The sequence below is a fragment of the Rhizobacter sp. Root1238 genome (assembly GCF_001425825.1).
Lineage (GTDB): Bacteria > Pseudomonadota > Gammaproteobacteria > Burkholderiales > Burkholderiaceae_C > Rhizobacter.
This window is the reverse complement of sequence record NZ_LMDM01000002.1, coordinates 58,386-81,288: the sequence shown is the minus strand read 5'-3', so window position 1 is coordinate 81,288 and position 22,903 is coordinate 58,386. Positions and strand designations below refer to the sequence as shown.

At 67.5% G+C, this 22,903-nt stretch carries 22 protein-coding genes and 1 pseudogene; 14 read left to right on the top strand and 9 right to left on the bottom strand.

The window, feature by feature from the left end; translation table 11 throughout:
* Nucleotides 1–7 precede the first annotated feature (7 nt).
* Together ASC98_RS02905 and metK are read right to left on the bottom strand one after the other, a co-directional pair.
* Nucleotides 8–1,009 (bottom strand): diguanylate cyclase domain-containing protein, encoded by a 1,002-nt coding sequence (locus tag ASC98_RS02905; protein ID WP_056805448.1) that lies wholly within the window; start codon nt 1,007–1,009, stop codon nt 8–10.
* 146 nt (nt 1,010–1,155) lie between these two features.
* On the bottom strand, nt 1,156–2,337 hold the full coding sequence (gene metK / locus ASC98_RS02900; protein WP_056805114.1) for a methionine adenosyltransferase: 1,182 nt from the start codon (nt 2,335–2,337) through the stop codon (nt 1,156–1,158).
* A 132-nt stretch (nt 2,338–2,469) separates the two neighbouring features.
* Here metK and ASC98_RS02895 point away from each other — a divergent pair, with 132 nt between their 5' ends.
* Nucleotides 2,470–3,333 carry a lysophospholipid acyltransferase family protein gene (locus ASC98_RS02895; protein WP_056805107.1) on the top strand — a complete coding sequence of 288 codons (864 nt, stop codon included), beginning with the start codon at nt 2,470–2,472 and terminating at the stop codon, nt 3,331–3,333.
* Between the two features lie 2 nt (nt 3,334–3,335).
* Nucleotides 3,336–4,214, top strand: a complete 879-nt coding sequence (locus ASC98_RS02890; RefSeq protein ID WP_056805099.1) for a lysophospholipid acyltransferase family protein — start codon at nt 3,336–3,338, stop codon at nt 4,212–4,214.
* A gap of 37 nt (nt 4,215–4,251) precedes the next feature.
* On the opposite strand, the gene ASC98_RS02885 is transcribed toward ASC98_RS02890, so the two are convergent.
* Nucleotides 4,252–4,842 (bottom strand): hypothetical protein, encoded by a 591-nt coding sequence (locus ASC98_RS02885; RefSeq protein WP_056805096.1) that lies wholly within the window; start codon nt 4,840–4,842, stop codon nt 4,252–4,254.
* A gap of 421 nt (nt 4,843–5,263) precedes the next feature.
* Between ASC98_RS02885 and dapF the strand changes: the two genes are divergently transcribed.
* Genes dapF through ASC98_RS02870 form a run of 3 tightly spaced genes read left to right on the top strand, consistent with a single transcriptional unit; the run spans nt 5,264 to nt 7,781 of the window.
* Nucleotides 5,264–6,130, top strand: coding sequence for a diaminopimelate epimerase (dapF, locus tag ASC98_RS02880; protein ID WP_056805094.1), 867 nt, complete (start codon nt 5,264–5,266; stop codon nt 6,128–6,130).
* A 20-nt stretch (nt 6,131–6,150) separates the two neighbouring features.
* Nucleotides 6,151–6,828, top strand: a complete 678-nt coding sequence (locus ASC98_RS02875) for a DUF484 family protein (protein WP_056805091.1) — start codon at nt 6,151–6,153, stop codon at nt 6,826–6,828.
* Between the two features lie 11 nt (nt 6,829–6,839).
* Nucleotides 6,840–7,781 (top strand): tyrosine recombinase XerC, encoded by a 942-nt coding sequence (locus ASC98_RS02870; protein WP_056805088.1) that lies wholly within the window; start codon nt 6,840–6,842, stop codon nt 7,779–7,781.
* Here ASC98_RS02870 and ASC98_RS02865 read toward each other — a convergent pair whose 3' ends face one another.
* A complete protein-coding gene (locus tag ASC98_RS02865) occupies nt 7,782–9,311 on the bottom strand; it encodes a hypothetical protein (protein ID WP_157598170.1) in 1,530 nt (509 codons plus the stop codon). It lies immediately after the preceding gene.
* A 150-nt stretch (nt 9,312–9,461) separates the two neighbouring features.
* Between ASC98_RS02865 and ASC98_RS02860 the strand changes: the two genes are divergently transcribed.
* Entirely contained in the window at nt 9,462–10,643 is a 1,182-nt protein-coding gene (locus ASC98_RS02860; RefSeq protein WP_056805082.1) for a class I SAM-dependent rRNA methyltransferase, read from the top strand.
* A gap of 22 nt (nt 10,644–10,665) precedes the next feature.
* Here the strand turns inward: ASC98_RS02860 and ASC98_RS02855 are convergent, their stop codons facing one another.
* Entirely contained in the window at nt 10,666–11,256 is a 591-nt protein-coding gene (locus ASC98_RS02855; protein ID WP_056805080.1) for a carboxymuconolactone decarboxylase family protein, read from the bottom strand.
* A 76-nt stretch (nt 11,257–11,332) separates the two neighbouring features.
* On the opposite strand from ASC98_RS02855, the gene ASC98_RS02850 reads away from it, so the two are divergent.
* Nucleotides 11,333–11,689, top strand: coding sequence for a helix-turn-helix domain-containing protein (locus ASC98_RS02850; RefSeq protein ID WP_056805077.1), 357 nt, complete (start codon nt 11,333–11,335; stop codon nt 11,687–11,689).
* On the opposite strand, the gene ASC98_RS02845 is transcribed toward ASC98_RS02850, so the two are convergent.
* Nucleotides 11,679–12,170, bottom strand: coding sequence for an Lrp/AsnC family transcriptional regulator (locus ASC98_RS02845; RefSeq protein WP_056805075.1), 492 nt, complete (start codon nt 12,168–12,170; stop codon nt 11,679–11,681). The two genes, ASC98_RS02850 and ASC98_RS02845, sit on opposite strands and share 11 nt — an antisense overlap.
* A 139-nt stretch (nt 12,171–12,309) precedes the next feature.
* On the opposite strand from ASC98_RS02845, the gene glmS reads away from it, so the two are divergent.
* Entirely contained in the window at nt 12,310–14,175 is a 1,866-nt protein-coding gene (glmS, locus tag ASC98_RS02840; protein ID WP_056805072.1) for a glutamine--fructose-6-phosphate transaminase (isomerizing), read from the top strand.
* Nucleotides 14,176–14,603: 428 nt separating this feature from the next.
* Here glmS and ASC98_RS02835 read toward each other — a convergent pair whose 3' ends face one another.
* Nucleotides 14,604–14,837 (bottom strand): hypothetical protein, encoded by a 234-nt coding sequence (locus ASC98_RS02835; RefSeq protein WP_056805069.1) that lies wholly within the window; start codon nt 14,835–14,837, stop codon nt 14,604–14,606.
* Between the two features lie 304 nt (nt 14,838–15,141).
* On the opposite strand from ASC98_RS02835, the pseudogene ASC98_RS32235 reads away from it, so the two are divergent.
* From ASC98_RS32235 to ASC98_RS02820, 5 genes and pseudogenes are all read left to right on the top strand, one after another.
* A pseudogene (locus ASC98_RS32235) lies at nt 15,142–15,251 on the top strand (oxidoreductase); the annotation flags it as partial.
* 82 nt (nt 15,252–15,333) lie between these two features.
* Complete coding sequence (locus ASC98_RS30985) at nt 15,334–15,702, top strand: hypothetical protein (RefSeq protein ID WP_162252883.1); 369 nt, start codon at nt 15,334–15,336, stop codon at nt 15,700–15,702.
* The gene (locus ASC98_RS30980) at nt 15,671–16,024 is read left to right on the top strand and encodes a polysaccharide deacetylase family protein (protein WP_162249337.1); all 354 of its coding nucleotides are present in this window, start codon (nt 15,671–15,673) and stop codon (nt 16,022–16,024) included. Before ASC98_RS30985 ends, ASC98_RS30980 begins: the two co-directional genes overlap by 32 nt.
* On the top strand, nt 16,003–16,530 hold the full coding sequence (locus ASC98_RS02825) for a GNAT family N-acetyltransferase (RefSeq protein WP_157598175.1): 528 nt from the start codon (nt 16,003–16,005) through the stop codon (nt 16,528–16,530). Before ASC98_RS30980 ends, ASC98_RS02825 begins: the two co-directional genes overlap by 22 nt.
* A 141-nt stretch (nt 16,531–16,671) precedes the next feature.
* Nucleotides 16,672–17,328, top strand: a complete 657-nt coding sequence (locus tag ASC98_RS02820) for an Ig-like domain-containing protein (RefSeq protein WP_157598177.1) — start codon at nt 16,672–16,674, stop codon at nt 17,326–17,328.
* 212 nt (nt 17,329–17,540) lie between these two features.
* Here the strand turns inward: ASC98_RS02820 and ASC98_RS02815 are convergent, their stop codons facing one another.
* Together ASC98_RS02815 and ASC98_RS29190 are read right to left on the bottom strand one after the other, a co-directional pair.
* Nucleotides 17,541–18,044 (bottom strand): SRPBCC domain-containing protein, encoded by a 504-nt coding sequence (locus ASC98_RS02815; RefSeq protein ID WP_056805445.1) that lies wholly within the window; start codon nt 18,042–18,044, stop codon nt 17,541–17,543.
* Complete coding sequence (locus ASC98_RS29190; RefSeq protein ID WP_082542200.1) at nt 18,034–18,378, bottom strand: helix-turn-helix transcriptional regulator; 345 nt, start codon at nt 18,376–18,378, stop codon at nt 18,034–18,036. The genes ASC98_RS02815 and ASC98_RS29190 overlap by 11 nt, the downstream gene beginning before the upstream one ends.
* Before the next feature lie 232 nt (nt 18,379–18,610).
* Here ASC98_RS29190 and ASC98_RS02810 point away from each other — a divergent pair, with 232 nt between their 5' ends.
* Nucleotides 18,611–22,900, top strand: coding sequence for a response regulator (locus tag ASC98_RS02810; protein ID WP_157598178.1), 4,290 nt, complete (start codon nt 18,611–18,613; stop codon nt 22,898–22,900).
* Nucleotides 22,901–22,903 lie beyond the last annotated feature (3 nt).

Below are 22,903 nucleotides of genomic sequence, written 5' to 3'. Positions count from 1 at the left end.
GGGGGCTCTACCTTTCCAGTTGCTCCACCGTGTCGAGCTGCATCTCGAAGCTGAAGAAGCGATCCCGCCCCTGCGCCTTCGCGGCGTACAAGGCCTGGTCGGCGCGCACCACCATGCCTTCGGCGGTGGTCTCAGCGTCGGGGACGCAGGTGGTGATGCCGCCGGTCAGCGTGACCAGCGCTCCGACCGGCGAGGCCGGGTGCGGCAGTGCCACGCCGGCCAGCATGCGGCGGACCGCACGCGCGAAGGTCATCGCGCCGGACTTCGGGGTGTTGGGCAGGATCAGCGCAAATTCCTCGCCGCCGTAGCGCGTCGCGCGGTCGCGCGGCCGGTGGCAGGCGTCGCGCAGCAGCGCGCCGATGCGGCGCAGGCAGTCGTCGCCCTGCACATGGCCGAGCGTGTCGTTGTAGGGCTTGAACGCATCGAGGTCGCAGAACACCAGCGTCAGCGGCTGCTGCTCGCGGCGCGCCGCGCCGATCTCGGCATGCAACAGGCGGTCGAAGCCGCGGCGGTTGATCAGGCCGGTCAATTCGTCGAGTTCGCTCAGGTGCTGCAGCCGCTGGTTCGCGGTGCGCAACTCGGCCGACACCTGCATCAGCTGCGCCTGCATCTGCTGCAGGCGGCTCATCGCGCGCAGCTTTGCCGCGAGCACCACGGTCGACACCGGCTTCACCAGGTAGTCGTCGCCGCCGCTCTCGATGCCCTTCCACAGGTCCTGCTCCTGGTCGCGGGCGGACAGGAAGATGATCGGCGTCCAGCGGCCGGATTCCACCTGGCGCATCTGGCGCGCCAGCCAGTAGCCGTCGTGGCCGGGCATCACCACGTCGAGCAGCACCAGGTCGGGCTTGTGGCGCTGGAACTGGTCCAGCGCCCAGGTCGCGTCACCGGCTTCGAGCACGCGGTGGCCCAGCGCATCGAGCTGCGCGACGAGCGCGACGCGCACGGCGGGCTGGTCGTCGACGACGAGGATGGTGAGGGACGACTGGTGTGCTGCGGGCAGGCTGGACATGACGGGGCCATCGGCACCCATCGGGATGCCTTCGCCCGGTTTATCGACGGACGGCCCCCGCTTTGTAGCGCCGGCCCGCCGCCCGCCGGCTGCCGTCGCGGCCGCGGTGACTTACTGCACGCAAGCGGCGCGCTGCCGCGCCCGTCTTACAGCCCCGCCGCTGCCCGCAGCGCCTGGGCCTTGTCTGTCTTTTCCCAGCTGAACTCGGGCTCTTCGCGGCCGAAGTGACCGTAGGCCGCCGTCTTCTCGTAGATCGGGCGCAGCAGGTCGAGCATCTGGATGATGCCCTTCGGGCGCAGGTCGAAATGCTCGTTGACCAGCGCGGCGATCTTGTCGTCGGAGATCACGCCGGTGCCTTCGGTGTAGACCGTCACGTTCATCGGACGGGCCACGCCGATCGCGTACGCCACCTGGATCTGGCACTGCCGCGCCAGGCCGGCCGCGACCACGTTCTTCGCGACATAGCGTGCCGCATAGGCGGCCGAACGGTCGACCTTGCTCGGGTCCTTGCCCGAGAACGCGCCACCGCCGTGCGGGCAGGCGCCGCCGTAGGTGTCGACGATGATCTTGCGGCCCGTCAGGCCGCAGTCGCCCTGCGGGCCGCCGATGACGAAGCGGCCGGTCGGGTTGATCAGGTACTTGGTGTCCTTCAGCCATTCCTTCGGGAGCACCGGCTTGATGATCTCCTCGATGATGGCTTCGTTGAACGAGGCCTTCATCTTCTTCGGCGTCTCGCTCTGGTCGGGGCTGTGCTGCGTCGACAGCACGACGGTGTCGATGCTGTGCGGCTTGCCGTCGACGTAGCGCATCGTCACCTGGCTCTTTGCGTCGGGGCGCAGGAACGGCAGGCGGCCGTCCTTGCGCAACTGGGCCTGGCGCTCGACCAGCCGGTGCGCGTAGTAGATGGGCGCGGGCATCAGCTCCGGCGTCTCGTCGCAGGCATAGCCGAACATCAGGCCCTGGTCGCCGGCGCCGGTGTTCAGGTGGTCGTCGCTCGCCTGGTCGACGCCCTGGGCGATGTCGTTGGACTGCTTGTCGTAGCAGACCATCACCGCGCAGCCCTTGTAGTCGATGCCGTACTCGGTGTTGTCGTAGCCGATGCGCTTGATGGTGTCGCGCGCGACCTGGATGTAGTCGACGTGCGCGTTGGTGGTGATCTCGCCGGCCAGCACGACCAGCCCGGTGTTCGTCAGCGTCTCGGCGGCCACGCGCGAACGCGGGTCCTGCTTGAAGATCGCATCGAGGATGGCGTCGGAGATCTGGTCAGCCACCTTGTCGGGGTGACCTTCGGAGACGGATTCGGATGTGAAAAGGAAGTCGTTCGACACTCTTAAACTCCAGCAAGGTTGCGGAACGCGTTGCCGGACTTGAATTTCATCGAGCGGCGAACGCTTTAGCAGGATTTTTGAATCGCCCCGCAAGTAGTTCATAACTCGGCGATAGCGGGATTATAGGAACAGATGTCAACCCTACTGCGCTGGTTTGCCGGGCTTTCGCTGGGCTTTTTGCATCATCTGGGCAGCGTGCTCGGCTGGCTGGGCTACTGGCTGTCGAGCGGCTATCGGCGCCGCATGGCCGAAAACGCCGCGCAGGCGGGGCTCGCCCCACCCGCGTGGCGGCCGGCGATCGCATCGGCCGGCCGCATGGTGATGGAGCTGCCCAAGCTGTGGCTGCGACCCGTCGACCGGTCGGTGCTCGGCCTGATGCGCTTCGAGGGCGAGCCGCTGCTGGCACAGGCGCTCGACTCCGGCCGCGGCGTGCTGCTGCTGACGCCGCACATGGGCTGCTTCGAGATCACCGCGCAGGCCATCGCCGAGCGTTGGGGCGCACGGCAGCCGATCACCGTGCTGTACCGCCCGGCGCGCCAGGCCTGGCTGCGTCGCCTCGAAGAGACCGCGCGCGATCGCCCGCACCTGCAGGCGGTGCCGGCCACCTTGTCGGGTGTGCGCCAGATGATCCGGGCGCTGCGCCGCGGCGAGATCGTCGGCCTGCTGCCCGACCAGGTGCCGCCCGACGGCATGGGCGTGTGGGCGCCCTTCTTCGGCAGGCCGGCCTACACGATGACGCTGGCCGCGCGGCTCGCGCAGCAGACCGGCGCCGTGCTGCTGCTGACCTGGGGCGAACGCCTGCCGGCCGGTGCCGGCTACCTGCAGCGCTTCTTCGAATTCCCCGGCACGCTGCCCGAAGACTCGACCGAGGCGGCCACCGCCGTCAACCGGGCGATGGAACAGCTGATACTGCAGTGCCCCGGCCAGTACCTGTGGGGCTACAACCGATACAAGGCGCCGCGCGAACATCCGGCGGATGCCGCTCAGAAGAACTGACGATGGGAACCCGACTCCTGCTGGGAACGATGTGGCTGCTGCATTGGCTGCCGCTGCCGGTGCTCGCCGCGCTGGGGCGCGGCCTCGGGCGGCTGCTGTTCGCGCTCGCGCGTTCGCGGCGGCGCGTCGCGCTGCGCAACCTCGAGCTGTGCTACCCCGACTGGAGCCCGGCGCAGCGGCTCGCGCTGGCCCGCGAGCACTTCCGCTGGCTCGGGCGCAGCATCCTCGAGCGCAGCCTGCTCTGGTACGCACCGATGGCGCAGTTGAAGCGGATCATCCACGTCGAGGGCGACGTCAAGCTCGCCGAACACAGCCCGCGACCGGTGATGTGGCTGGTGCCGCACTTCATGGGGCTGGACGTGGCGGGCGTGGCGACGCTGCTGTTCCAGCAGCATCCGGCCTGTTCGATGTACCAGCAGCAGAGCAACCCGGTGATGGATGCGGCGATCCGCAAGGGCCGCATGCGCTTCGGCGACCATGCCGAGATCTTTCCGCGCAGCGACAAGGCGCTGCCGCTGATCCGCGCGATCCGCAAGGGGCACGCCTTCTTCAACCTGCCCGACATGGATTTCGGCGCACGAGACGCCGCGTTCGTGCCGTTCTTCGGCGTGCCGGCCGCGACGCTGCTCGCGCCGTCGCGCATGGCGCGCGCGCTCGGCATGGTCGTGCAGCCGGTGATCGCCGAGATGCTGCCCGGCGGCCAGGGCTACCGGGTGCGCTTCGGCGAGCCGTTCACGCACTTCCCGAGCGAGGACCCCGTCGCCGACACCGCGGCGATGAACCGCTGGATCGAGGACGAGATCCGCAAGAACCCGGCGCAGTACCTGTGGGTTCACAAGCGCTTCAAGACACGGCCGGCGGGCGAGCCGTCGCTGTACTGAGCCGCACCAGCGTCCGAGCCCGCCCGCCGGCACGCCGTCAGTCGCTGCGCGGCAGCGTCAGCCGCAGGCCGAGCGCGGAACCGAGCCGGATCGCGGCCTCGGCGTCGGCCGTGTTCGTCATCAGCATGCAATGCTCCTGGCCGCCGGTGTCCATCTGCAGCAGCGAGTAGCCGAAGCCGAGCAGCCAGGCGTGCAGCGCGAACAGCGCGGCACGCGTGGAGCGCCCGCGGCCCTCGTTCCAGTCCCAGCCGTAGATCGCCGCAATGGCGGCGGACCGCGCCAGTTCCCGTCCTTGCCGCTCGACGTCGTCGACCGCGTCGACGCCCAGCAGCAGCAGCGCCCACTGCCCGTCCTGCTGGCCGCCTTCGTTCAGCATCGCGTGGACCATCGCCTTCGGCAGGGTGTCGCCGAAGCGCAGGTTGTTCAGCACGCGCTGCTGCAGCCGGTGGCGTTCCTCGGTGCGCAGGTGGCCGAGCACGAGGCGCAGCCAGTCGACGACCGTCACGCCGTCCGGCTGCGCCGCCGGCTCGGCCGGGGTTGGCGGGTGCACGGTCTCGACAGGGACCTGCGCGCACTGCGGTTGCGGGTCGTCGAAGCGGGAGCGAAGTCGTTTCAGGAAAGTCAGCATGGCACGCGCTCCCGACGAAGGATCAGGCAGGGGGCGCCACCGAGGCGCCAGCGCTTGTCGGCCCGAGACGGATGCGCCCAGGCACGGCCGCAGGTGCAGGTGCAGGCGCGCGGGGGTCGTCGCCGCGCGGGTTTCAGCCGCACGGCGGGGGCGCGCGTCAGCGGCCGGCGACAGGTGCCGGCATCGTCGGCCGCGGCACTGACAGCGAAGAGGGGGTTCAGGTCCATCGTTTCTCCCATGGGAAGGGCCGGCGCGACGATTCGCGCCCGGCATGGTCCGGCATGCTGTGCAGGCTTTGTGCAGGCCTTTTGCAGGCGGCCAGATGTTTTCAAGAAACCGGGATCTGCGATGCAGATGGCCGCGAGGGAACCACGCCCCTGTTCGGACTGCTGTCACGGCGCGGCAGCGATAATCCCCGCCCATGAGAGTGCAGTTCACGAAGATGCAGGGGGCCGGCAACGACTTCGTCGTGCTCGATGCGACCACCGCGCCGCTGGCGCTGGATGCCGCGCAGCTGCGCGCGCTGGGCGACCGGCGCTTCGGGGTCGGCGCCGACCAGATCCTGGTGGTCGAAGCCAGCGACACGCCCGGCATCGACTTCCGCTACCGCATCTTCAACGGCGCCACCGGTGACGAAGTCGAACAGTGCGGTAACGGTGCGCGATGTTTCGTGCGCTTCGTGCACGACAAGAAACTGAGCGACAAGACGACGATCCGCGTCGAGACGGTCCGGCAGGTGCTCGAACTGCGGCTGCAGCACGACGGGCGCGTCACCGTCGACATGGGCGCCCCGGTGTTCGACCTGCCCGCGCTGCCCTTCGACGCCCGCGGCCTGGCGCCGCGCGAGCTCAACGGCTTCGCGGTGTGGCCGCTGCCGGTCGGCACCGACACGGTCGAGGTGGCCGCGCTGTCGATGGGCAACCCGCATGCAGTGCAGGTGGTGGCCGATGTCGACGCCGCGCCGGTCGCGACGCAGGGCCCGCTGATCGAGCAGCACGCGCGCTTTCCGCGCAAGGTGAACGCCGGCTTCATGCAGGTGCTGTCGCGCACGCACATCCGGCTGCGGGTGCACGAGCGCGATGCCGGCGAGACGCTCGCCTGCGGCACCGGCGCCTGCGCCGCGGTGGTCGCGGGCATCCGCATGGGCCTGCTCGACGAGCGCGTCGACGTCGATGCGCGCGGCGGCCGGCTCACCATCGAATGGCAAGGCATGGCGGGCAGGCTGCAAGCGCCCGTGCTGATGACCGGCCCCGCCACGACCGTCTTCGACGGCGTGATCCATCTGTAAAAGCCGTAGAAGGGCCCCCCGTGAGCATCCAAGGCATCACCGAGCAGGACATCGCCAACTACCTGGCCAACACGCCGGGTTTCTTCGAGCGCCATGCCGAACTGCTGGCGGCGATCCAGCTGACCAGCCCGCACGGGCAGCGCGCGGTGTCGCTGCAGGAGCGGCAGATGGAAATGCTGCGCGAGAAGCACAAGGGCCTCGAGCTGCGCATCATCGAGATGATCCGCCACGGCACCGAGAACGTCTCGATCGCCGACAAGCTGCACCGCTGGACGCGCGCGATCATGCTGACGCACAACCCCGGCGACCTGCCCGACGTGCTGGTGGCCGAGCTGAAGCACCAGTTCATGATCCCGCAGGCGGCGATCCGCATCTGGGGCGCGGCCGAGGTGTTCAACGTGCTGCCGTTCGCCAAGTCCGTCACCGAAGACGCGCGCAGCTTCGCGGCCAGCCTCACGCAGCCGTACTGCGGCGTCAACTCCGGCTTCGAGGCCGCCCAGTGGCTGGCCGACGTGGCGACCGTGATGTCGCTCGCGCTGATCCCGCTGCGCGTGCGCCAGGACGACCCGGCCTTCGGCATGCTGGTGCTGGCCTCGCCGGACCCGACCCGCTACAGCGCCGACATGGGCACCGAGTTCCTGTCGCGCATCGGCGACATCGCGAGCGCCGGGCTGTCGCGGCTGCTGCCGGTCGCCTGAAGACCGCCGCCATGGCCGCACCGTCCGCCGCCCTCGACGCGGACCTGCAGCGTCACCTGGTCCACCTCGAATCCGAGCGCCGGCTCGCACCGCGCAGCCTGGTGCTGTACCGCGATGCGTTCGCGCGCTTGCAGGCCTTTGCGCAGGCGCAGCCGGTGGCGCTGCGCGCGACGCAGGTGCACCACGTGCGGCGCTGGGCGGCGCAGCTGCATTCGCAGGGCCTCGGCTCGCGCAGCATCGCGCTGGTGCTGTCGGCCTGGCGCGGCTTCTTCCGCTGGCTCGGCCACGAAGGCGTGGTGGCGCTGAACCCGGTCGACGGCGTGCGCGCACCGAAGGCCGCCAAGCCGTTGCCGAAGGCGCTGCCGGTCGACCAGGCGGTGGCGCTGGCCGAGCCGCGCGAGGACGACGACACCGACCCGGCACTCGCTGCCCGCGACCAGTGCATCGTCGAACTGCTGTACGGCTGCGGGCTGCGTGTCGGCGAGCTGGTGGGGCTGGACGTGCGGGCCAGCGGCGAAGCGGCCGGCTGGATCGACGCCGCCGAGGCCGAGGCGCAGGTGCTCGGCAAGGGCCGCAAGCGCCGCAGCGTGCCGGTCGGCGGACCGGCGCTGCAGGCGCTCGCGCAATGGCTGGCGCTGCGCGGCACGCTGGCCGATCCGGGCGAGCCGGCGCTGTTCGTCAGCCGGCGCGGCACGCGGCTCACCGACAGCCAGGTGCGATCGCGCCTGAAGCGGCGCGCGCTGCAGGCCGGGTTGCCGACGCACGTGCACCCGCACATGCTGCGGCATTCGTTCGCGTCGCACCTGCTGCAGTCCAGTGGCGACCTGCGCGCGGTGCAGGAACTGCTCGGCCACGCCAACATCTCGACGACGCAGGTCTACACCAAGCTGGATTTCCAGCATCTCGCGAAGGTGTACGACGCCGCACACCCGCGCGCGAAGCGCAAGCCCTGATCAGCGGAGCACGGCGCCGATCACCTCGTCGAGCCTGCGCAGGCCCTCGCGCGCATCGCCGAGATAGCGCTGGATGCCCAGCCGCAGTGCCTTCGCCGCGGCCTCGTCGAACAGGCCGATCGCGTCCTTCACGTCGTCGCCTTTTTCCTGCAGCTGCAGCGCGGTGTTGCCGCTCGCGAGCGTCAGTGCCCCGAGCGCCGCGAGGCCGGTGTCGCGCGACGACACCTCGCCGTAGCGACCGTGGAAGCCGTCGAGCAGCTGGCGCGTGCGCGCATCGAGCATCTCGTCGAGCGCATCGTCGACCATCGCCGCCACCTCGCCGCGCGTGAAGCGCTGCTGCAGCGCGTCTTCGACCTTCTCGCCCAGCGCATGCAGCGCCGGGCCGTCGAACTTTTCGACCGGCTCCAGCCGGATCTCCTCGAACAGCGGGTAGCGCACCAGCTCGCGGATCAGCACCGGGTAGCGCCAGCAGCGCCGCACGTGCTTCGGCATCAGCCAGGTCGCGAGGTTGCGGTAGTACTGCTGCACGTCGCTGAGGTTGCGGCCGGCGAGCCCGACCAGGTTGATGTTGACGAAGTGGTGCCAGGTCGAATCGGTGACGACGCGCCCGACCTCGGCCTGCTGCCCGTCGTAGGCGCAGACCGGGATGAACGAGCGCGGCGCGACCGCCGCCTTGCCGGGGAACGCATTGCCTTCGGATACCGTCAGCGCGATCGCCTCCGGCACGACGCGCTGCGTGCTGCCGGTGGCGAGCGGCCATTCGTCGGTGACACCGTCGGGCAGCTTGCCGGTGAGCAGCGCCGGCACGCGGCACTCGCCTTCGTGCGGGTGATCGGGAAACACCTCGATCGCACGCGCCGGCGCCGCGCCCGGTACCTGCAGCACCGGGTGCGCGACGCCGACGCCGAAGCTGGTGCGGAAGTTGACGTACAGCCGCTGCGGCAGCGCATCGGACTGGTCGGCGAACTCGAACACGTCGTTGGTGCCCGGGCCGGTGGTGGTCAACCGGTCGATGCCGCCGCCGCTCGGCGTGTCGGCCGCCGCCCAGCGCCGCATGCCTTGCACGCGCGGGATCGTCATGCACATGGCAGCTCCCAGGTCCTCATGGTCGCCGGTGGCGAACAGCCCGCCGCCCTGCTGCATGAAGTTCACGATCGCCGCCTGCGCGCCCGGTTCCTGTGCGAGCCCGGCCCCGCCTTCGCGTGTGATCGCGAGCAGGAACACCACGTCGTAGCGCGACTTCAGCAGCCCGTGCGATGCGTCGGTGAACTGGAAGTTGCTGATGTGCTGGGCCGTGGCGTCGAGCGAGGCCGCGGTGCCGGAGCCCGGCGTGTACAGCGCGGTGCGCACGATCGGCGTCATCGCGTGGACCGTGCTGGTGCGCAGCGCGTTCACGAAGCGGGTCAGCCCGAAATCGTCGACGGCGCTGAAGTTCAGCCCGTCGGTGACGACCAGGATCTTCGGCGTGCATTCGCGAAACCATTTGAGGATGAACGAGTCGAGCACGGCCAGGTTCTTGAGCATGGGCATGGCGGAGTCTCCTTGGCAGCCAGGTGGTGGAACGGTGCGCGGTCGGCGCGCTGAACCAAGTTAGGCGGCGCCTGCGGCCGTCGACATCCCTAGCCTGTCGATGCCACCCTCATCCCGGGGGTGGTCACCGCGTCGCCGACAATCGGGCCCATGAAGACAATCACAGTGCGTGAGGGCAAGGAGCGCTCGCTGCAGCGCCGCCATCCCTGGGTGTTCGAAGGCAGCGTGGCCAGCGGCCGCGCCGACCTCGGCGAGACGGTGCGCGTGCAATCGCACGACGGCAAGTTCCTGGCCTGGGCCGCCTGCAGCCCGCATTCGCAGATCCGGCTGCGCGCCTGGAGCTTCGACGAGGCCGAGCGCATCGACAGCGCGTTCTTCCTGCGGCGCATCGAGCAGGCGATCGCGATCCGCGCTCGGCTGCCGATCGCGAGCGACGGCGTGCGGCTGGTCCACGGCGAGGCCGACGGGCTGCCGGGGCTGATCGTCGACCGCTACGGCGACACGCTGAGCGCGCAGTTCCTGTCGGCCGGCGCCGAGCGCTGGAAGGCGACGATCGCCGACCATCTGCTGAAAGCCACCGGCCTGGCGCGGCTGTACGAGCGCAGCGATGCCAACTCGCGCGAGCTCGAGGGCCTGCAACCGGCGACCGGCTGGCTGCGCGGCGACGGCCCCACCGAGATCACGATCCGCGAGCACGGCTGGCAGCTGTCGCTCGACGTGGCCGAGGGCCACAAGACCGGCTACTACCTCGACCAACGCGACAGCCGCAAGCTGTTTGCCGACACCGTGCGGCACTTCGGGCTGCAGCGCGTGCTGAACTGCTACAGCTACACCGGCGGCTTCAGCGTGGCCGCGTTCGCTGGCGGCGCGACGCAGGTGACGAGCGTCGATTCGTCCGGCCCGGCGCTGGAGCGCGCGCGCGCGCACGTGCTGCGCAACGGCTTCGACGATGCGGCGCACGAGACGCTGGACGCCGACGTCAACCAGACGCTGCGCGCGATGCTGCAGCAAGGCCGGCGCTTCGACGCGATCGTGCTGGACCCGCCGAAGTTCGCGCCGACGGTGTCGCATGCCGAACGCGCCGCGCGCGCCTACAAGGACATCAACCGGCTCGCGCTGATGCTGCTGGAGCCGGGCGGCGTGCTGTTCACCTTCTCGTGCTCGGGCGGCATCAGCCCCGACCTGTTCCACAAGATCGTCGCCGGCGCGGGGCTCGATGCGCAGGTCGACGGGCTGGTCTATGCGCGCACCGGCGCGGCGCCTGACCACCCGATGACGATCAACTTCCCCGAGGGCGACTACCTGAAGGGGCTGGCGATCATCAAGAGGTGATGACGGCCCGGCGCTCGGCCCGCTAAGCCTGCTCGCCGAAGCGCGCCTGCCACTTCTCCAACGGCACCCGCGCCGCATTGCAGACGTACGAGATCGCGCGGTACCAGCCGGCGAGCAGCAGCAGCTCCAGCAGCTGCGGCTCGCTCCACACGGCGGCCAGCAGCGTCCACAGGTCGTCGTCGACATCGGCCGTCTCGTGCAGCGAATCGACCAGGCGCACCAGCAGCGCATCGCGCTCGGTCAGCGCCGCGTCGTCGGCGCGGCCACGCTCGATCGCCGCCACCTGCGCCGGCGTGAACCCGGCCGCCTTCGCGAACGCCGCGACGTGCACGCCCCATTCGTACTCGGCGCCGCAGCGCGCGCAGACGCGGTCGATCACCACCTCGCGGTCGCGCAGCGACAGCATCGCGTGGCGGCCGAGCATGAAGCCGCCCCAGGGCAGCAGCCGCTCGGCCAGCAGCGGGTGGCGGGCGAACACGCGGAACAGCTGCAGCACGTCGACGGCCTCCGGCGGCGTCATCCGGCGCAGCAGGGCATCGAGCTCGGGCTCGCAGGGCGGCGCGACGGGAGGAATGCGAGGAACGGCATGCGAAGAGGCTTCGGTCGGTGTCATGGCGATCTCCTGGTCTGCTACAAAAATGGTAGCAAATGGATCTTCGCACCGCAGCCGGCATGGCATAGTCGCCGACGTGACGACGACCGCCTCATCCCGACCGAAAGCCCCGCTGCCCGGCACGCGCGTGCGCGGTTCGGCCAGCGGCCGGCCGATCATGGCCTTGCTGGACCTGCTGGGCCGGCGCGGCACGCTGCGCCTGCTGTGGGAGCTGCGCGACGGCCAGCCGCAGAAATTCCGCACGTTGCAGCAGAGCATGGGCGGCGCTTCACCGACGCTGCTGAACAGCCGTGCGAAAGAGCTGCGCGAGGCGCAGTTGCTGGAGCTGCGGCCCGAGGGCTATGCGCTGACCGCGCGCGGCCTCGGGCTGCTCGACGAGCTGGGCCCGCTCGACCGCTGGGCGCAGAACTGGGCGCGCGCGCTCACGCGATGACCGGCAGCGCGATGCGCGGTTCGAACTTCGCGCGGTGCACGTTGAAGAAGGCCTTCACGTTGCGCACGTTGGCGTCCTGCGTGAACAGGCGCTGCACCAGCGCGTGGTAGCCGGCCATGTCGGGCGCCTGCATCACCAGCATGAAATCCGGACCGGGCGAGACGCGGTAGCACTGCTGCACCGCCGGCTCGGCCACCGCGCGCGCCTCGAAGGCGGCGAGGTGCTCGGCGCCCTGGCGATCCAGCGTGATCTCGGCCAGCACCGTGAGACCGGCGCCGAGTTTTTCGGGCGACAGGATGGCCACGCGCCGCTCGATCACCCCGGCTTCCACCAGCCGCTTGACGCGGCGCAGGCAGGTGGCCGGCGAGGTGTGGGCAGCCGCGGCAAGGTCCTGGTTGGACAGCGAAGCGTCGTTTTGCAGCAGCTCCAGCACCCTCAAGTCGGTGGGGTCCAGGTTCAGTTTTTTGTCTACTTCCGCCATATTCGCGCATCTTTTGAAATATTCACTCCACTTTTTCAATGGCCGGTAGATTATTTCATTTACGCGTTTTTTGAGCAAGCATTCACCACGCCAACCTCCCTACGATCCGCCCATCCCAGTTCACTAAAGAGAGTCCCCCATGTGTGGCATCGTCGGCGCCGTCAGCACCCGCAACATCGTTCCGATCCTGATCGAAGGGCTGAAGCGCCTGGAGTACCGCGGGTATGACTCCTGCGGCGTGGCCGTTCACCAGAACGGCCAGCTGCGCCGGGCGCGCAGCACCTCGCGCGTGGCCGAGCTCGAGGCGAACGTCCGCAGCGACGAAATCCAGTCCGGCACCGGCATCGCCCACACCCGCTGGGCGACGCACGGCGCGCCGGCGGTGCACAACGCGCACCCGCACTTCTCGGCCGGCCCCGGCGCGAAGGCGGCGTCTGCCGGGCGGATCGCGCTGGTGCACAACGGCATCATCGAGAACCACGATGAATTGCGCGCCGAGCTGAAGGCCAAGGGCTACGTGTTCGACAGCCAGACCGACACCGAGGTCATCGCGCACCTGGTCGACCACCTGTACGACGGCGACCTGCTCGACGCAGTGCAGCGCGCGACGCTGCAGCTGCGCGGCGCGTTCGCGATCGCGGTGTTCTGCCGCGACGAGCCGCACCGCGTGATCGGTGCGCGCGAGGGCTCGCCGCTGGTGCTCGGCATCGGCAGCAAGGAGAGCGGCGAACACTTCCTGGCGTCGGACGCGATGGCGCTGGCCGGCGTGACCGACCAGATCGTCTACCTCGAAGAGGGCGACGTGGTCGACCTGCAGCTCGGCAAGGTGTGGATCACCAGCCGCGCCGGCGAAGCTGCCTACAAGGTGGTGCAGCGCGAGGTGCGCACCGTGCACGCGCACACCGGCGCAGCCGAGCTGGGCCCGTACCGGCACTACATGCAGAAGGAGATCTTCGAGCAGCCGCGCGCGATCGCCGACACGCTCGATGCGGTCGAGAGCATCACGCCCGAGCTGTTCGGCGACGGCGCGTACAAGATCTTCAAGGACGTGGACCAGGTGCTGATCCTCGCGTGCGGCACCAGCTACTACAGCGGCTCGACCGCGAAGTACTGGCTGGAGAGCATCGCAAAGATCCCGACCAGCGTCGAGATCGCAAGCGAGTACCGCTACCGCGACAGCGTTCCGAACCCGCGCACGCTGGTCGTGACGATCACGCAGAGCGGCGAGACCGCCGACACGCTGGCGGCGCTGAAGCACGCGCGCTCGCTGGGCATGAAGCACACGCTGACGGTGTGCAACGTCGCGACGAGCGCGATGGTGCGCGAATGCGAGCTGGCCTACATCACGCGCGCCGGCGCCGAGATCGGCGTGGCGTCGACGAAGGCGTTCAGCACCCAGCTGGTCGGCCTGTTCCTGTTGACGCTGGCGCTGGCACAGGTGCGCGGGCACCTGAGCGACGCGCAGGAGCAGGAGCACCTGAAGGCGCTGCGCCACCTGCCGGTGGCGGTGCAGGCGGTGCTGGCGCTGGAGCCGCAGGTGATCGCCTGGAGCGAAGAATTCGCGCGCAAGGAGAACGCGCTGTTCCTGGGCCGCGGGCTGCACTACCCGATCGCGCTCGAAGGCGCGCTGAAGCTGAAGGAGATCAGCTACATCCATGCCGAGGCCTACCCGGCCGGCGAGCTGAAGCACGGGCCGCTGGCGCTGGTGACGGCCGAGATGCCGGTGGTCACCGTGGCGCCGAACGACGCGCTGCTCGAGAAGCTGAAGAGCAACCTGCAGGAAGTGCGGGCGCGCGGCGGCGAGCTGTTCGTGTTCGCCGACGCCGACACACGCATCGAATCGAGCGAAGGGCTGCATGTGATCCGGATGCCGGAGCACTACGGGGCGCTGTCGCCCATTCTTCACGTGGTGCCGCTGCAGCTGCTGGCGTATCACACAGCGTGTGCGCGCGGGACGGATGTGGACAAGCCGCGCAACCTGGCGAAGAGCGTGACGGTGGAGTGAGTTCTCGAGCTTCGCGGGTCCCTTTGTTCCGTGCCCTTAAAGTCTGAGGCGTGGCGTCGAATTCTCTCAGCAGGTAGAGGCGGATAGAGGCGACCACCCGTGCCCCCTTTCTTGATCAGGGGCTGGGCGCGTAGAGCTCACTAGAGAAGCGGCGTCTGGGCTGACGGCGCGAACTGACAAGCCCGTGGGCCCGGCCCCTGATACGGCTCCGGCCAAGTGCGTTTGCCAAGGCCCGCTTACCGCTCGAGATGGCCAAGGCAACATGCGGACGTATTGGGCAGCGTAGTCCGACTTCCACCTCGCCCCGTCATTTCAGATACATCGCCTCTCTCGAGGCAAGGCCGCGCCGGTTCCGGTCGCCACCGGCCAATTCATGACCGTCAGGGCCCTGCGTGCTGAACGGTAGCGGCCCTCGAACGCTCCGGGGCTCAGATGTCCCGCTGCCCGACCCGGTGCAGCGCCACGGCCTTTCGGAGACCGGCGAGGTAGCCTGCGTGCAGGCTGGCCTTGGCTGCGAAGGCCGTATCAAGCGCATCCATAAAGTAGCGGCCCAGCACCGTGGTGTTCCGCCCGATGAAGGGCCAGAGACCGCCACTGGCGCAATCGGCTGTTGAGTATGCAATCGTGCCGAAACAGGTCTCGCGGCGGGGTTGGCTCGCCATGGCGGCCGAGATACTCGGTGCTGGCGAAAACAGCGCGCTCGGAAAGGCCGCTCTGTCGTCCCACCAGCAAGCTGCTCCTCAAGCTACCAACATGAGGTTAGGTCATCGTGGCCTGGAACTCGAACCACATGCGAACTAAGCATGGGCGATATGCCCTTGGCCTAGCTTCCAGAGGGGTGCGGGACCGCAGGACACTCGACCATCGTTGCCACAGCGTCTCAGGACAACCCATGAAGATCGAACTCAACTCGCGTTAGGCCCCTCGTCACCGGATCCACCGCTGGCATTGGCCGAGCCATTGCACAGCAGCGAATCCGCGATTGCCGTCCCAAGGAGATGATCGACTACGGTGTCACGAAGACGGCTCAGCTCGCCGTGTCGCGAGGGTTGGCCGAACAGCCCAAGGGTGCATCTTCGATCTTCCGCAAATCGCCACACGCTCCACTGAACGATTCCAACCCATGAATACCAAGATCTTTTGATCAAGCGACGTACCTTGCTTACGGCCGACATGGCAGCGGCCGCGTCGTCGCCGAGCCCGGCTTCGACGCTGGTCTCCGCCGCCAACCCGTCGGTTGACGAAGCAAATGAAAACAACATGTCCTCGAGCCACCAGTTCTGGCCCAACAATGCGCGCCTGGCCATCAGCTTCTCTCTCATGTTCGAAGCGGGAGGCCAGCCAATCTCAGGCGCGCCAGGCTTCTTCGACGAGCCGACGCAAAAAGGCCTGCCCGACCTCGCCACCAATGGCGCATTCCAGTACGGCGTCTACGAAGGCATTCCACGGATCCTCGATCCTGATGGACAAGCATCAGGTCAAGGCCTCGTCCTTCATGATCGGACAAGCCGTCGACAAGGCGCCTGACCTCGCGCGCGAGATCGTAAAGCGCGGACACGAGGCGGCGGGACATGGGCGAACTTGGAAGAACAGCTATTTCCTCGACGCTGACGCCGAGCGGCGCTTCATCATGGGCGGCGTCGAAAGCATCCACAAGGCCACTGGCCAGACGCCGGTCGGCTGGAACGCCTACTACCTTCGCAATTCGCCTCACACCTTCGACATTCTTCAGAGTCTTGGGTTCAAGTACCACATCGATGAGCCCAGCGCCGATCAGCCCTTCATCTGCCTGATGCAGGGGCCCCATTCCCAACGAGCTCACAATTGGTGCAACATCCGACCATGCTGAATCGCGCTTCCATTCGACCCCTGCATCTCGCCGAAATCGACGATATCGCGTCGCTGGCCAAGTCGATTTGGCGAGAACACCACACCAAGTTCATTACTGACGCTCAAATTGAGTACATGCTCTCCGGCAAATACACGCTTGAGGATCTGCAGCCGTTCATTGGTGCCCCGGATCGATGGTTTGATGTTTTGCGGGTGGACAACGCGATTTGCGGATTTCTTCGCTGCATCCAGACGAGTTCGCATCAACTCAAGTTGTCGGAGGTCTACGTCTCTCGTGCCCAGCGGGGCCGCGGTTTGGGCGGACTGCTCCTTGCCAGGGCGGAATCTCTGGCCAAGGACATCGGCTGCAAATCAATCTTCCTGTATGTCAATCGGCGAAACGATGTACCCATTGCCACTTATGAACGAGCCGGGTTCGCCTCGAAGGGAGAGCAGGTCTTTGACATTGGCGGGGGCTTCGTCATGGAAGACTTGTTGATGGAGAAGTTGCTTCACGAAGCTTGAGGCGAGGTGTCTCGCTGGGCAACGAGCCCTTGCGCCGCAGACTTTTGCCAACGCGCGCGAGGATTCCCACCGCCGCGTCAATCCAGTCTTCTCGGCCGTGGCGAAGAATCAACCCTCCGGAATCGAATTTCAGAATCGATCATGCATCTTCATTTCAAATTTTCCCGCGTCGTCTTTGCCGCGCTCCTTCTATCGGCACTCGGTGCCTGCGGAGGTGGTGGCAGTAGCGGAACGTCGCCATCGCCTCCCGACACTTCCGCGCCGACAATCACTGCAAGCGTGACGGCAGGAACCGAAGCCGTCGTGCTCTCGGCTGCTGTCAGCGACAACGTGGCCGTGACGCAGGTCGAGTTCATCATCGACGGTGGCGTCACCACAGCAACGGTCACAGACTTGCAAGGCCGCACCGCGTTCTCGTCCAGCATCCCCGCCACCACACTCGGCCCGGGCCACCACAACCTGGTGGCGCGAGCCCACGATGCCGCCGGAAATGTGACCGATACCGCGGCTGTCGGCTTCTCAGTCAGCCAAGGCACGGCCCCTGTCTCTCCCATCAAGTTGACCGCAAGCGGTACAAGCGAAGGCGGGAACGTCACGTTTACCGTGGACATCCAATCGGACAAGCAGATCAAGCTGGTCAGCTTCTTCATCGATGGAGAGTTCGTGGGTGGACGCGCAGATGACCAGAGGCACTACTCCTTCTCTCGCATGTTGCCGTCGGGCACGCATCACCTGATCGTCGATGTGACGGACGTGAACGGCAACAACTCGCAAGCCGAAGTCACCGTTCAGGTTTGAACGAGACCCGGTTCAACGTCATCGGCACGAACTTCTGCGTGGCGTTGCAGTACGTTCGCTTGCGGTACTTCATCTGCAACACTCCTTGTGCCTGAGCACTTACGGTTAGCTCGGTGCCTTGCAGTCCACCAGCCCAATTGCCAAGCACACGAACAGGCCCCGTCAAAGCCGATGCCAGCCTCGCTGCACGCGCGGGGGCGATTCCGGCCTTGTCACGCGGCCATGGTGAGCAGGAGTTCGTCGAGTCGCTCAAGCGTCGATGCGAGACCATCCTTCAGTCCCATGTCGATCACCTTCTGGACGTCCTCGGCAGATTCGTAGAAGACGATGGTCGTCACGAGCGTGCGAGTCTGGAGGTCGGTGAAACCGACATCCCACCGTGCGCGTGGCAGGTCGGGATTCACAGCGCCGGTCTCGTCACTGAACGCGTCAAGCGCCACGTAGCCGTCAATCGGATTGATCGACTGGTAGTCCTGGCGACTCCAGAACTCCTGCCCGTCGGGCATGACCATCGCGTAGTGCCAATACCCACCTTCCTTGAACTCCATGTGCTTGGTCTTGGTGGTCAGTGGCTTGGGGGCAAACCACTGGTCAAGCAATTCCTGCTTCGTGTAGCAGTCCCAAACGAGTTGACGCTTCGCCGCGAACTCTCGTTTCACGGTGATGCAGTGCTTGGTCTTGTCCACGGCGAAATCGAATCGAAGGTCAGGTTTCATGATCATTTCCACTCAGTTGTTCAAGTAGGTTGTCCAGGTTCTCGAATCTGCTTGCCCAGATCGCGCGCTGCTCGTCAAACCAGCGCTCGGCCGCCGCCAGCTTCCTTCTCTCGAGTACGCAGGTCCGAACTCGACCGCTCTTTCGGGTGCGAATCAGTCCCGTACGCTCAAGCACCCCCACATGCTTCATGAAGGTGGGCAAACCAATGTCGAATGGCTCCGCCAGGTCGCTGACAGTCGCCGGCCCCGCGCCGAGTCGTTGAAGGACCGCTCGACGCGTGGGATCGGCCAGCGCGTGAAAGACCGAATCCAGAGCCAAACTATTGTTTGCCATTCGGCGAAGTATAGAGAGCTATCGACTCTTGAGCAAGGCCGGGCCCGCTGCTGTCCTGACCGCGCAATGTGAGCGCGGTTCGCAGTGGCCGACGATGTAGCGACCACACGGCAGAGGATCGCCCGACCCACGCGGGCTGACACGAGGTCGAAGGCGGGCTGGCGCTGCCGCAAGGCAAGCTGGTGCAGTTCACTTTGGTATCGCATACTCGCCACAAAAGTGGGGAGTAGGCATGGCCGCTGCGACCGTCAATCGCGACAGAAGGTCCATCCGAAGTGCGCTCGTCTTTCGCATTTCGGCATTGGCCGTTGCGGTCCTGCTCGTCTTCGCACTCAGCGCCTTCTACGTCATCGTCAGGCCCGCCGTGGGCCAGCTGGCTCACGCTCAACTGCAACAAGCGGCGACCGAACTCGACGGCAGCGCACAGCAACTCCTCGGGACCGTCGAGACCACCCTGCGCACCTCCAGGGACTGGGGGCGCCATGGCAGTGCCGGCCTGAACGACCTGCTCCGTTTCAACGAACTCTTCTTTTCGGTGATCGACAACCATGGCGAGATCAGCTCGGTGCTGCTGGCCAGCGAGACCGGCCGCGAGATCCTGCTGCTGCGCAATGCCGACGGCACCTGGGTCAACCGCCTCACCAATCCGGACCAATGGGGCAAGACCGCCTATTGGCTGCATTGGGACCAGCAGCAGCGCCTGACCCGGGTCGAAGCGCGCGAACTCGACTATGACGCCCGCAAACGGCCGTGGTTCACGGCCGCAATGGCGCTCCCCGGTGACGACAAGGTGGCGTGGACGGCACCCTACGTTTTCTACACCACCCGCGAGCCCGGCATCACGGCCGCTGCGCGCTGGACGGGTGCCGACGGCCACCGCTTCGTCATCAGCCACGATGTGCGGCTGCTCGACCTGTCGCGCTTCACCACGCGAGTGGCCGCGGGGCGCAATGGCATGGCTGCCATCCTCCATCCCGACGGCCGGGTGATGGGGCTGCCACGCGACGGCCGGTTCGCATCCGATGACGGCATCCGGGCGAGCGTGCTGCAGGACGTGGCGCAGCTGGGCGTGGCCCCGCTCGCCGACGCGCTCCAGGCGTGGCGGACCACCAACGAACGGCAAGACCTCCGGTACGAGAGCGAGGGCGCGCACTGGTTCGCGCTCGTGCGGCGCAGTGCCATCGGCCAGAACCAGGTGCTGCTGGCCGTCGCGGCACCTGAAGCCGACTTTGTCCCCAACCGATGGGCCAGCGCCGCCATGCTGCTGCTGCTCGGCGCGCTGGCCGTCGCCAGCGGAACCGCACTCGCCACGCGCATCGCCCGCCAGTTCGCCAGGCCGCTGGAGGAACTGTCGGAAGAGAGCAGCCGGATCGGCCAGCTGCAACTGGAGCAACCGGTGCAGGTTGCCACGCGATGGCGTGAGGTCGCTCAGCTGGCCCAGGCGCAGGAGTCGATGCGGCAGAGGCTGCAGTCGGCCACGGCCGATCTCGCCCGCGCGAACGCCACGCTGGAAAGCGAAGTCGTGCATCGCACCGAGGAACTGGAGGCCAAGCGCGCCGAGCTGGCGCATCGCGAGCGCTTCTTCCACGCCATCTTCGATCACGCCCCCGTGGGCATCGTCAACATCGCCGCGGATCTCTCGCGGCAACAGGCCAATGCCGCGCTGGCCGCGATTTTCGGCTACGACGAGCGCGAACTCGCGTCCGTGCCCGTCGGCGATCTCGTCGTGCCGGAGGACCGCGAAGAGCTGCGCGCGATGGTCGCGGATGCCTTCGCGGGCAAGCCCGATCTGCGGTCGTCGCTTCGCTACCAGCATCGGGATGGACACATCGGGTGGATCGACCTCAGCCTGTCGACGCTGCGGGGCGAGAACGGGCGGATTGAATCCATCATCGCGATTGCGCTCGACGTCACGGCGCGCAAGCTCGCGCTCGCGGAGCTGCACCAGGAGCGCGAGCGCCTGCGCCGCATCCTGGAGACCGCCCCGGTGGGCGTGGCCATTTCCGTGGAAGGAACGGTGCGGTTTGCCAACCCGCGCACCCACGAGCTCATCCGCCTGACCGGATCGGACAGGCCGGACACCTACGTCGACCTGGCCGACCGCGACCGCATGATGGCGATGCTGGAAAAGGACGGCATCGTCCGGAACTACGAGCTGAGGATGAACGGCCCCGACGGGCTGGAGCGCGACATCCTGGCAACCTACCTGCCCACCGACTACGAGGGCAAGGCCGGCATCCTCGGCTGGCTCGTCGACATCACCGCGCACAAGGAGGACGAGCGCGCGCTCGAGCAGGCCAAGGCCGCCGCCGAGGACGCGACCCAGGCCAAGTCGATGTTCCTTGCCAACATGAGCCACGAGATCCGCACGCCGATGAACGCCATCATCGGGATGTCGCACCTCGCGCTGCGCACCGAGCTGGCCCCCAAGCAGCGCGACTACGTGCAGAAGATCTACAACGCGGGGACGGCGCTGCTCGGCATCATCAACGACATCCTCGACTTCTCGAAAATCGAGGCCGGCAAGCTGGACGTCGAGCGGGTCGACTTCAACCTCGACGACGTGCTCTCCAATCTCGCGACGGTGACGGTGGCCAAGGCGCAGGAGCAGGACCTCGAGTACCTCTTCGACGTGCCGGCCGAGGTGCCGCGCGGGCTGAGGGGCGACCCGCTGCGGCTCGGGCAGATCCTGATCAACCTCGTCAACAACGCCATCAAGTTCACCGAGCGCGGAGAGATCCACCTGTCGGCCCGCACCCTCGCGGAGTCGCAGGGGCGCGTGCAACTGCAGTTTTGCGTGCGAGACACCGGCATCGGCATGACGCCGGAGCAGGCCGCACGCCTCTTCCAGCCCTTCACGCAGGCCGACGGCTCCACGACGCGCCGCTTCGGCGGCACCGGGCTGGGCCTGAGCATCTGCAAGCGCCTGGTGGAGATGATGGACGGCCGCATCTGGGTCGAGAGCGAGGTCGGCGAAGGAAGCCGCTTCAGCTTCACCTGCTGGCTGGCCGAGAGCGATGCGCCTCCCCGCGCCCTCCGCGTGGTGCCTGAAGCGCTGAACGACCTGCGGGTGCTGGTGGTCGATGACAACCCCGTCGCCCGCTACATCCTCGTCGACGCCTTCAAGGGACTGCCGGTGCACGTGACGGCGGCATCCGGCGGCAAGGAGGCGCTGGAGATGCTCTCGACGGCCCCGCAGCCCTTCCAGTTGCTGCTCACCGATTGGCAGATGCCTGGGCTGAACGGCATCGAACTCGCCCTGCGCGCGCGCGAGGAATTGCCGGCTCCGCCACGCGTCATCCTGGCTACCGCGTTCGGGCGCGAAGAGGTGCGTGCCGCGGCCGAGGCTGCCGGCATCGACGCCTTCCTGCTGAAGCCGCTGGACCGCTCGGCACTGATCGACGCCCTGGTCGAGGTGTTCGCGCCTGAACACATGGCCGCCCAGGCCCCGGCGCGAGGCAGCGTTCCCCGCTTCGAGGATGCACACGTGCTGCTGGTCGAGGACAACGACACGAACCAGCAGATCGCGACCGAATTGCTCGAGGCAGCCGGCGTGTCGGCAGACATCGCATCCAACGGGCAGCAGGCCATCGAACGGATGCAGGCCGCCGGGCCGGGCCGCTACGACCTGGTTTTCATGGACCTGCAGATGCCGGTCATGGACGGCTACGAAGCCACCCGGCGCTTGCGCGACGACGAACGCTTCCGCGGGCTGACCATCATCGCGATGACGGCGCACGCGATGAAGGAGGAACGGCAACGCTGCATGGACGCGGGCATGAACGATCACGTGGCCAAGCCGATCGAGCCGCCGGCCTTGTATGGCGTGCTCCGCCGTTGGCTGCATGACAAGCTCGCGACGGAAGAGCCGTGGCCGATCCGGCCCGGCGCCACCCGTTCCGGCGCCTCGATCGGCCTGCCGGCGCTGGACGGATTCGATCTCGATGCGGCGAGGCACCGCGTCAACGGCAATGAAGTGCTTCTGTTGAAGTTGCTGCGGCGTTTTCGGGAAGAGCAGCCGCGGGTCCCGCAGGGCATCCGGCTGGCACTGCGGGCCGACGACCGGACCACCGCCGAGCGACAGGCCCACACGCTCAAGAGCCTGGCGGGAAACCTGGGACTGCGCGGCGTTCAGGAATTGGCGGCCGAGCTCGAAGCGGCCATTCGACACGGCTCGGCGATCACCGATCTGGAACCTGCGCTGCAAGGCCTGCAGTTGGCGCTCGACGCGGCGGCCAAGGTGCTGGACCAACGCCTGCCTGCCCAGGAAGGTACGGCCGCACATCAACCGCTGCGTCCGCTTCAGGCCTGGCTCGACGAGCTGCGGCTGCTGGCCGGCCTGATGGAAGATTGCAGCGCCGATGCCGCCCCCAAGTTCGAAGGACTCGCATACGATTTCGCGGGCGAGTTCGGAGACGGTGCAGCCACTGCCGTGCAGCGGGCGCTGAACGACTACGACTTCGACCTCGCGCTGCAGGCCTTGCGCGCGGCTGCCGACAGTCGCTCCGTGCAGTTGAACTGAAGG

What these genes read in the sequence shown, in the direction of transcription:
- ASC98_RS02905 (WP_056805448.1), bottom strand. Translation starts at nt 1,009, where the DNA reads ATGTCCAGCCTGCCCGCAGCACACCAGTCGTCCCTCACCATCCTCGTC.
- ASC98_RS02895 (WP_056805107.1), top strand. Translation starts at nt 2,470, where the DNA reads ATGTCAACCCTACTGCGCTGGTTTGCCGGGCTTTCGCTGGGCTTTTTG.
- ASC98_RS02890 (WP_056805099.1), top strand. Translation starts at nt 3,336, where the DNA reads ATGGGAACCCGACTCCTGCTGGGAACGATGTGGCTGCTGCATTGGCTG.
- ASC98_RS02885 (WP_056805096.1), bottom strand. Translation starts at nt 4,842, where the DNA reads ATGCTGACTTTCCTGAAACGACTTCGCTCCCGCTTCGACGACCCGCAA.
- dapF (WP_056805094.1), top strand. Translation starts at nt 5,264, where the DNA reads ATGAGAGTGCAGTTCACGAAGATGCAGGGGGCCGGCAACGACTTCGTC.
- ASC98_RS02870 (WP_056805088.1), top strand. Translation starts at nt 6,840, where the DNA reads ATGGCCGCACCGTCCGCCGCCCTCGACGCGGACCTGCAGCGTCACCTG.
- ASC98_RS02865 (WP_157598170.1), bottom strand. Translation starts at nt 9,311, where the DNA reads ATGCCCATGCTCAAGAACCTGGCCGTGCTCGACTCGTTCATCCTCAAA.
- ASC98_RS02860 (WP_056805082.1), top strand. Translation starts at nt 9,462, where the DNA reads ATGAAGACAATCACAGTGCGTGAGGGCAAGGAGCGCTCGCTGCAGCGC.
- ASC98_RS02855 (WP_056805080.1), bottom strand. Translation starts at nt 11,256, where the DNA reads ATGACACCGACCGAAGCCTCTTCGCATGCCGTTCCTCGCATTCCTCCC.
- ASC98_RS02845 (WP_056805075.1), bottom strand. Translation starts at nt 12,170, where the DNA reads ATGGCGGAAGTAGACAAAAAACTGAACCTGGACCCCACCGACTTGAGG.
- glmS (WP_056805072.1), top strand. Translation starts at nt 12,310, where the DNA reads ATGTGTGGCATCGTCGGCGCCGTCAGCACCCGCAACATCGTTCCGATC.
- ASC98_RS02835 (WP_056805069.1), bottom strand. Translation starts at nt 14,837, where the DNA reads ATGGCGAGCCAACCCCGCCGCGAGACCTGTTTCGGCACGATTGCATAC.
- ASC98_RS30980 (WP_162249337.1), top strand. Translation starts at nt 15,671, where the DNA reads ATGATCGGACAAGCCGTCGACAAGGCGCCTGACCTCGCGCGCGAGATC.
- ASC98_RS02820 (WP_157598177.1), top strand. Translation starts at nt 16,672, where the DNA reads ATGCATCTTCATTTCAAATTTTCCCGCGTCGTCTTTGCCGCGCTCCTT.
- ASC98_RS02815 (WP_056805445.1), bottom strand. Translation starts at nt 18,044, where the DNA reads ATGAAACCTGACCTTCGATTCGATTTCGCCGTGGACAAGACCAAGCAC.
- ASC98_RS29190 (WP_082542200.1), bottom strand. Translation starts at nt 18,378, where the DNA reads ATGGCAAACAATAGTTTGGCTCTGGATTCGGTCTTTCACGCGCTGGCC.
- ASC98_RS02810 (WP_157598178.1), top strand. Translation starts at nt 18,611, where the DNA reads ATGGCCGCTGCGACCGTCAATCGCGACAGAAGGTCCATCCGAAGTGCG.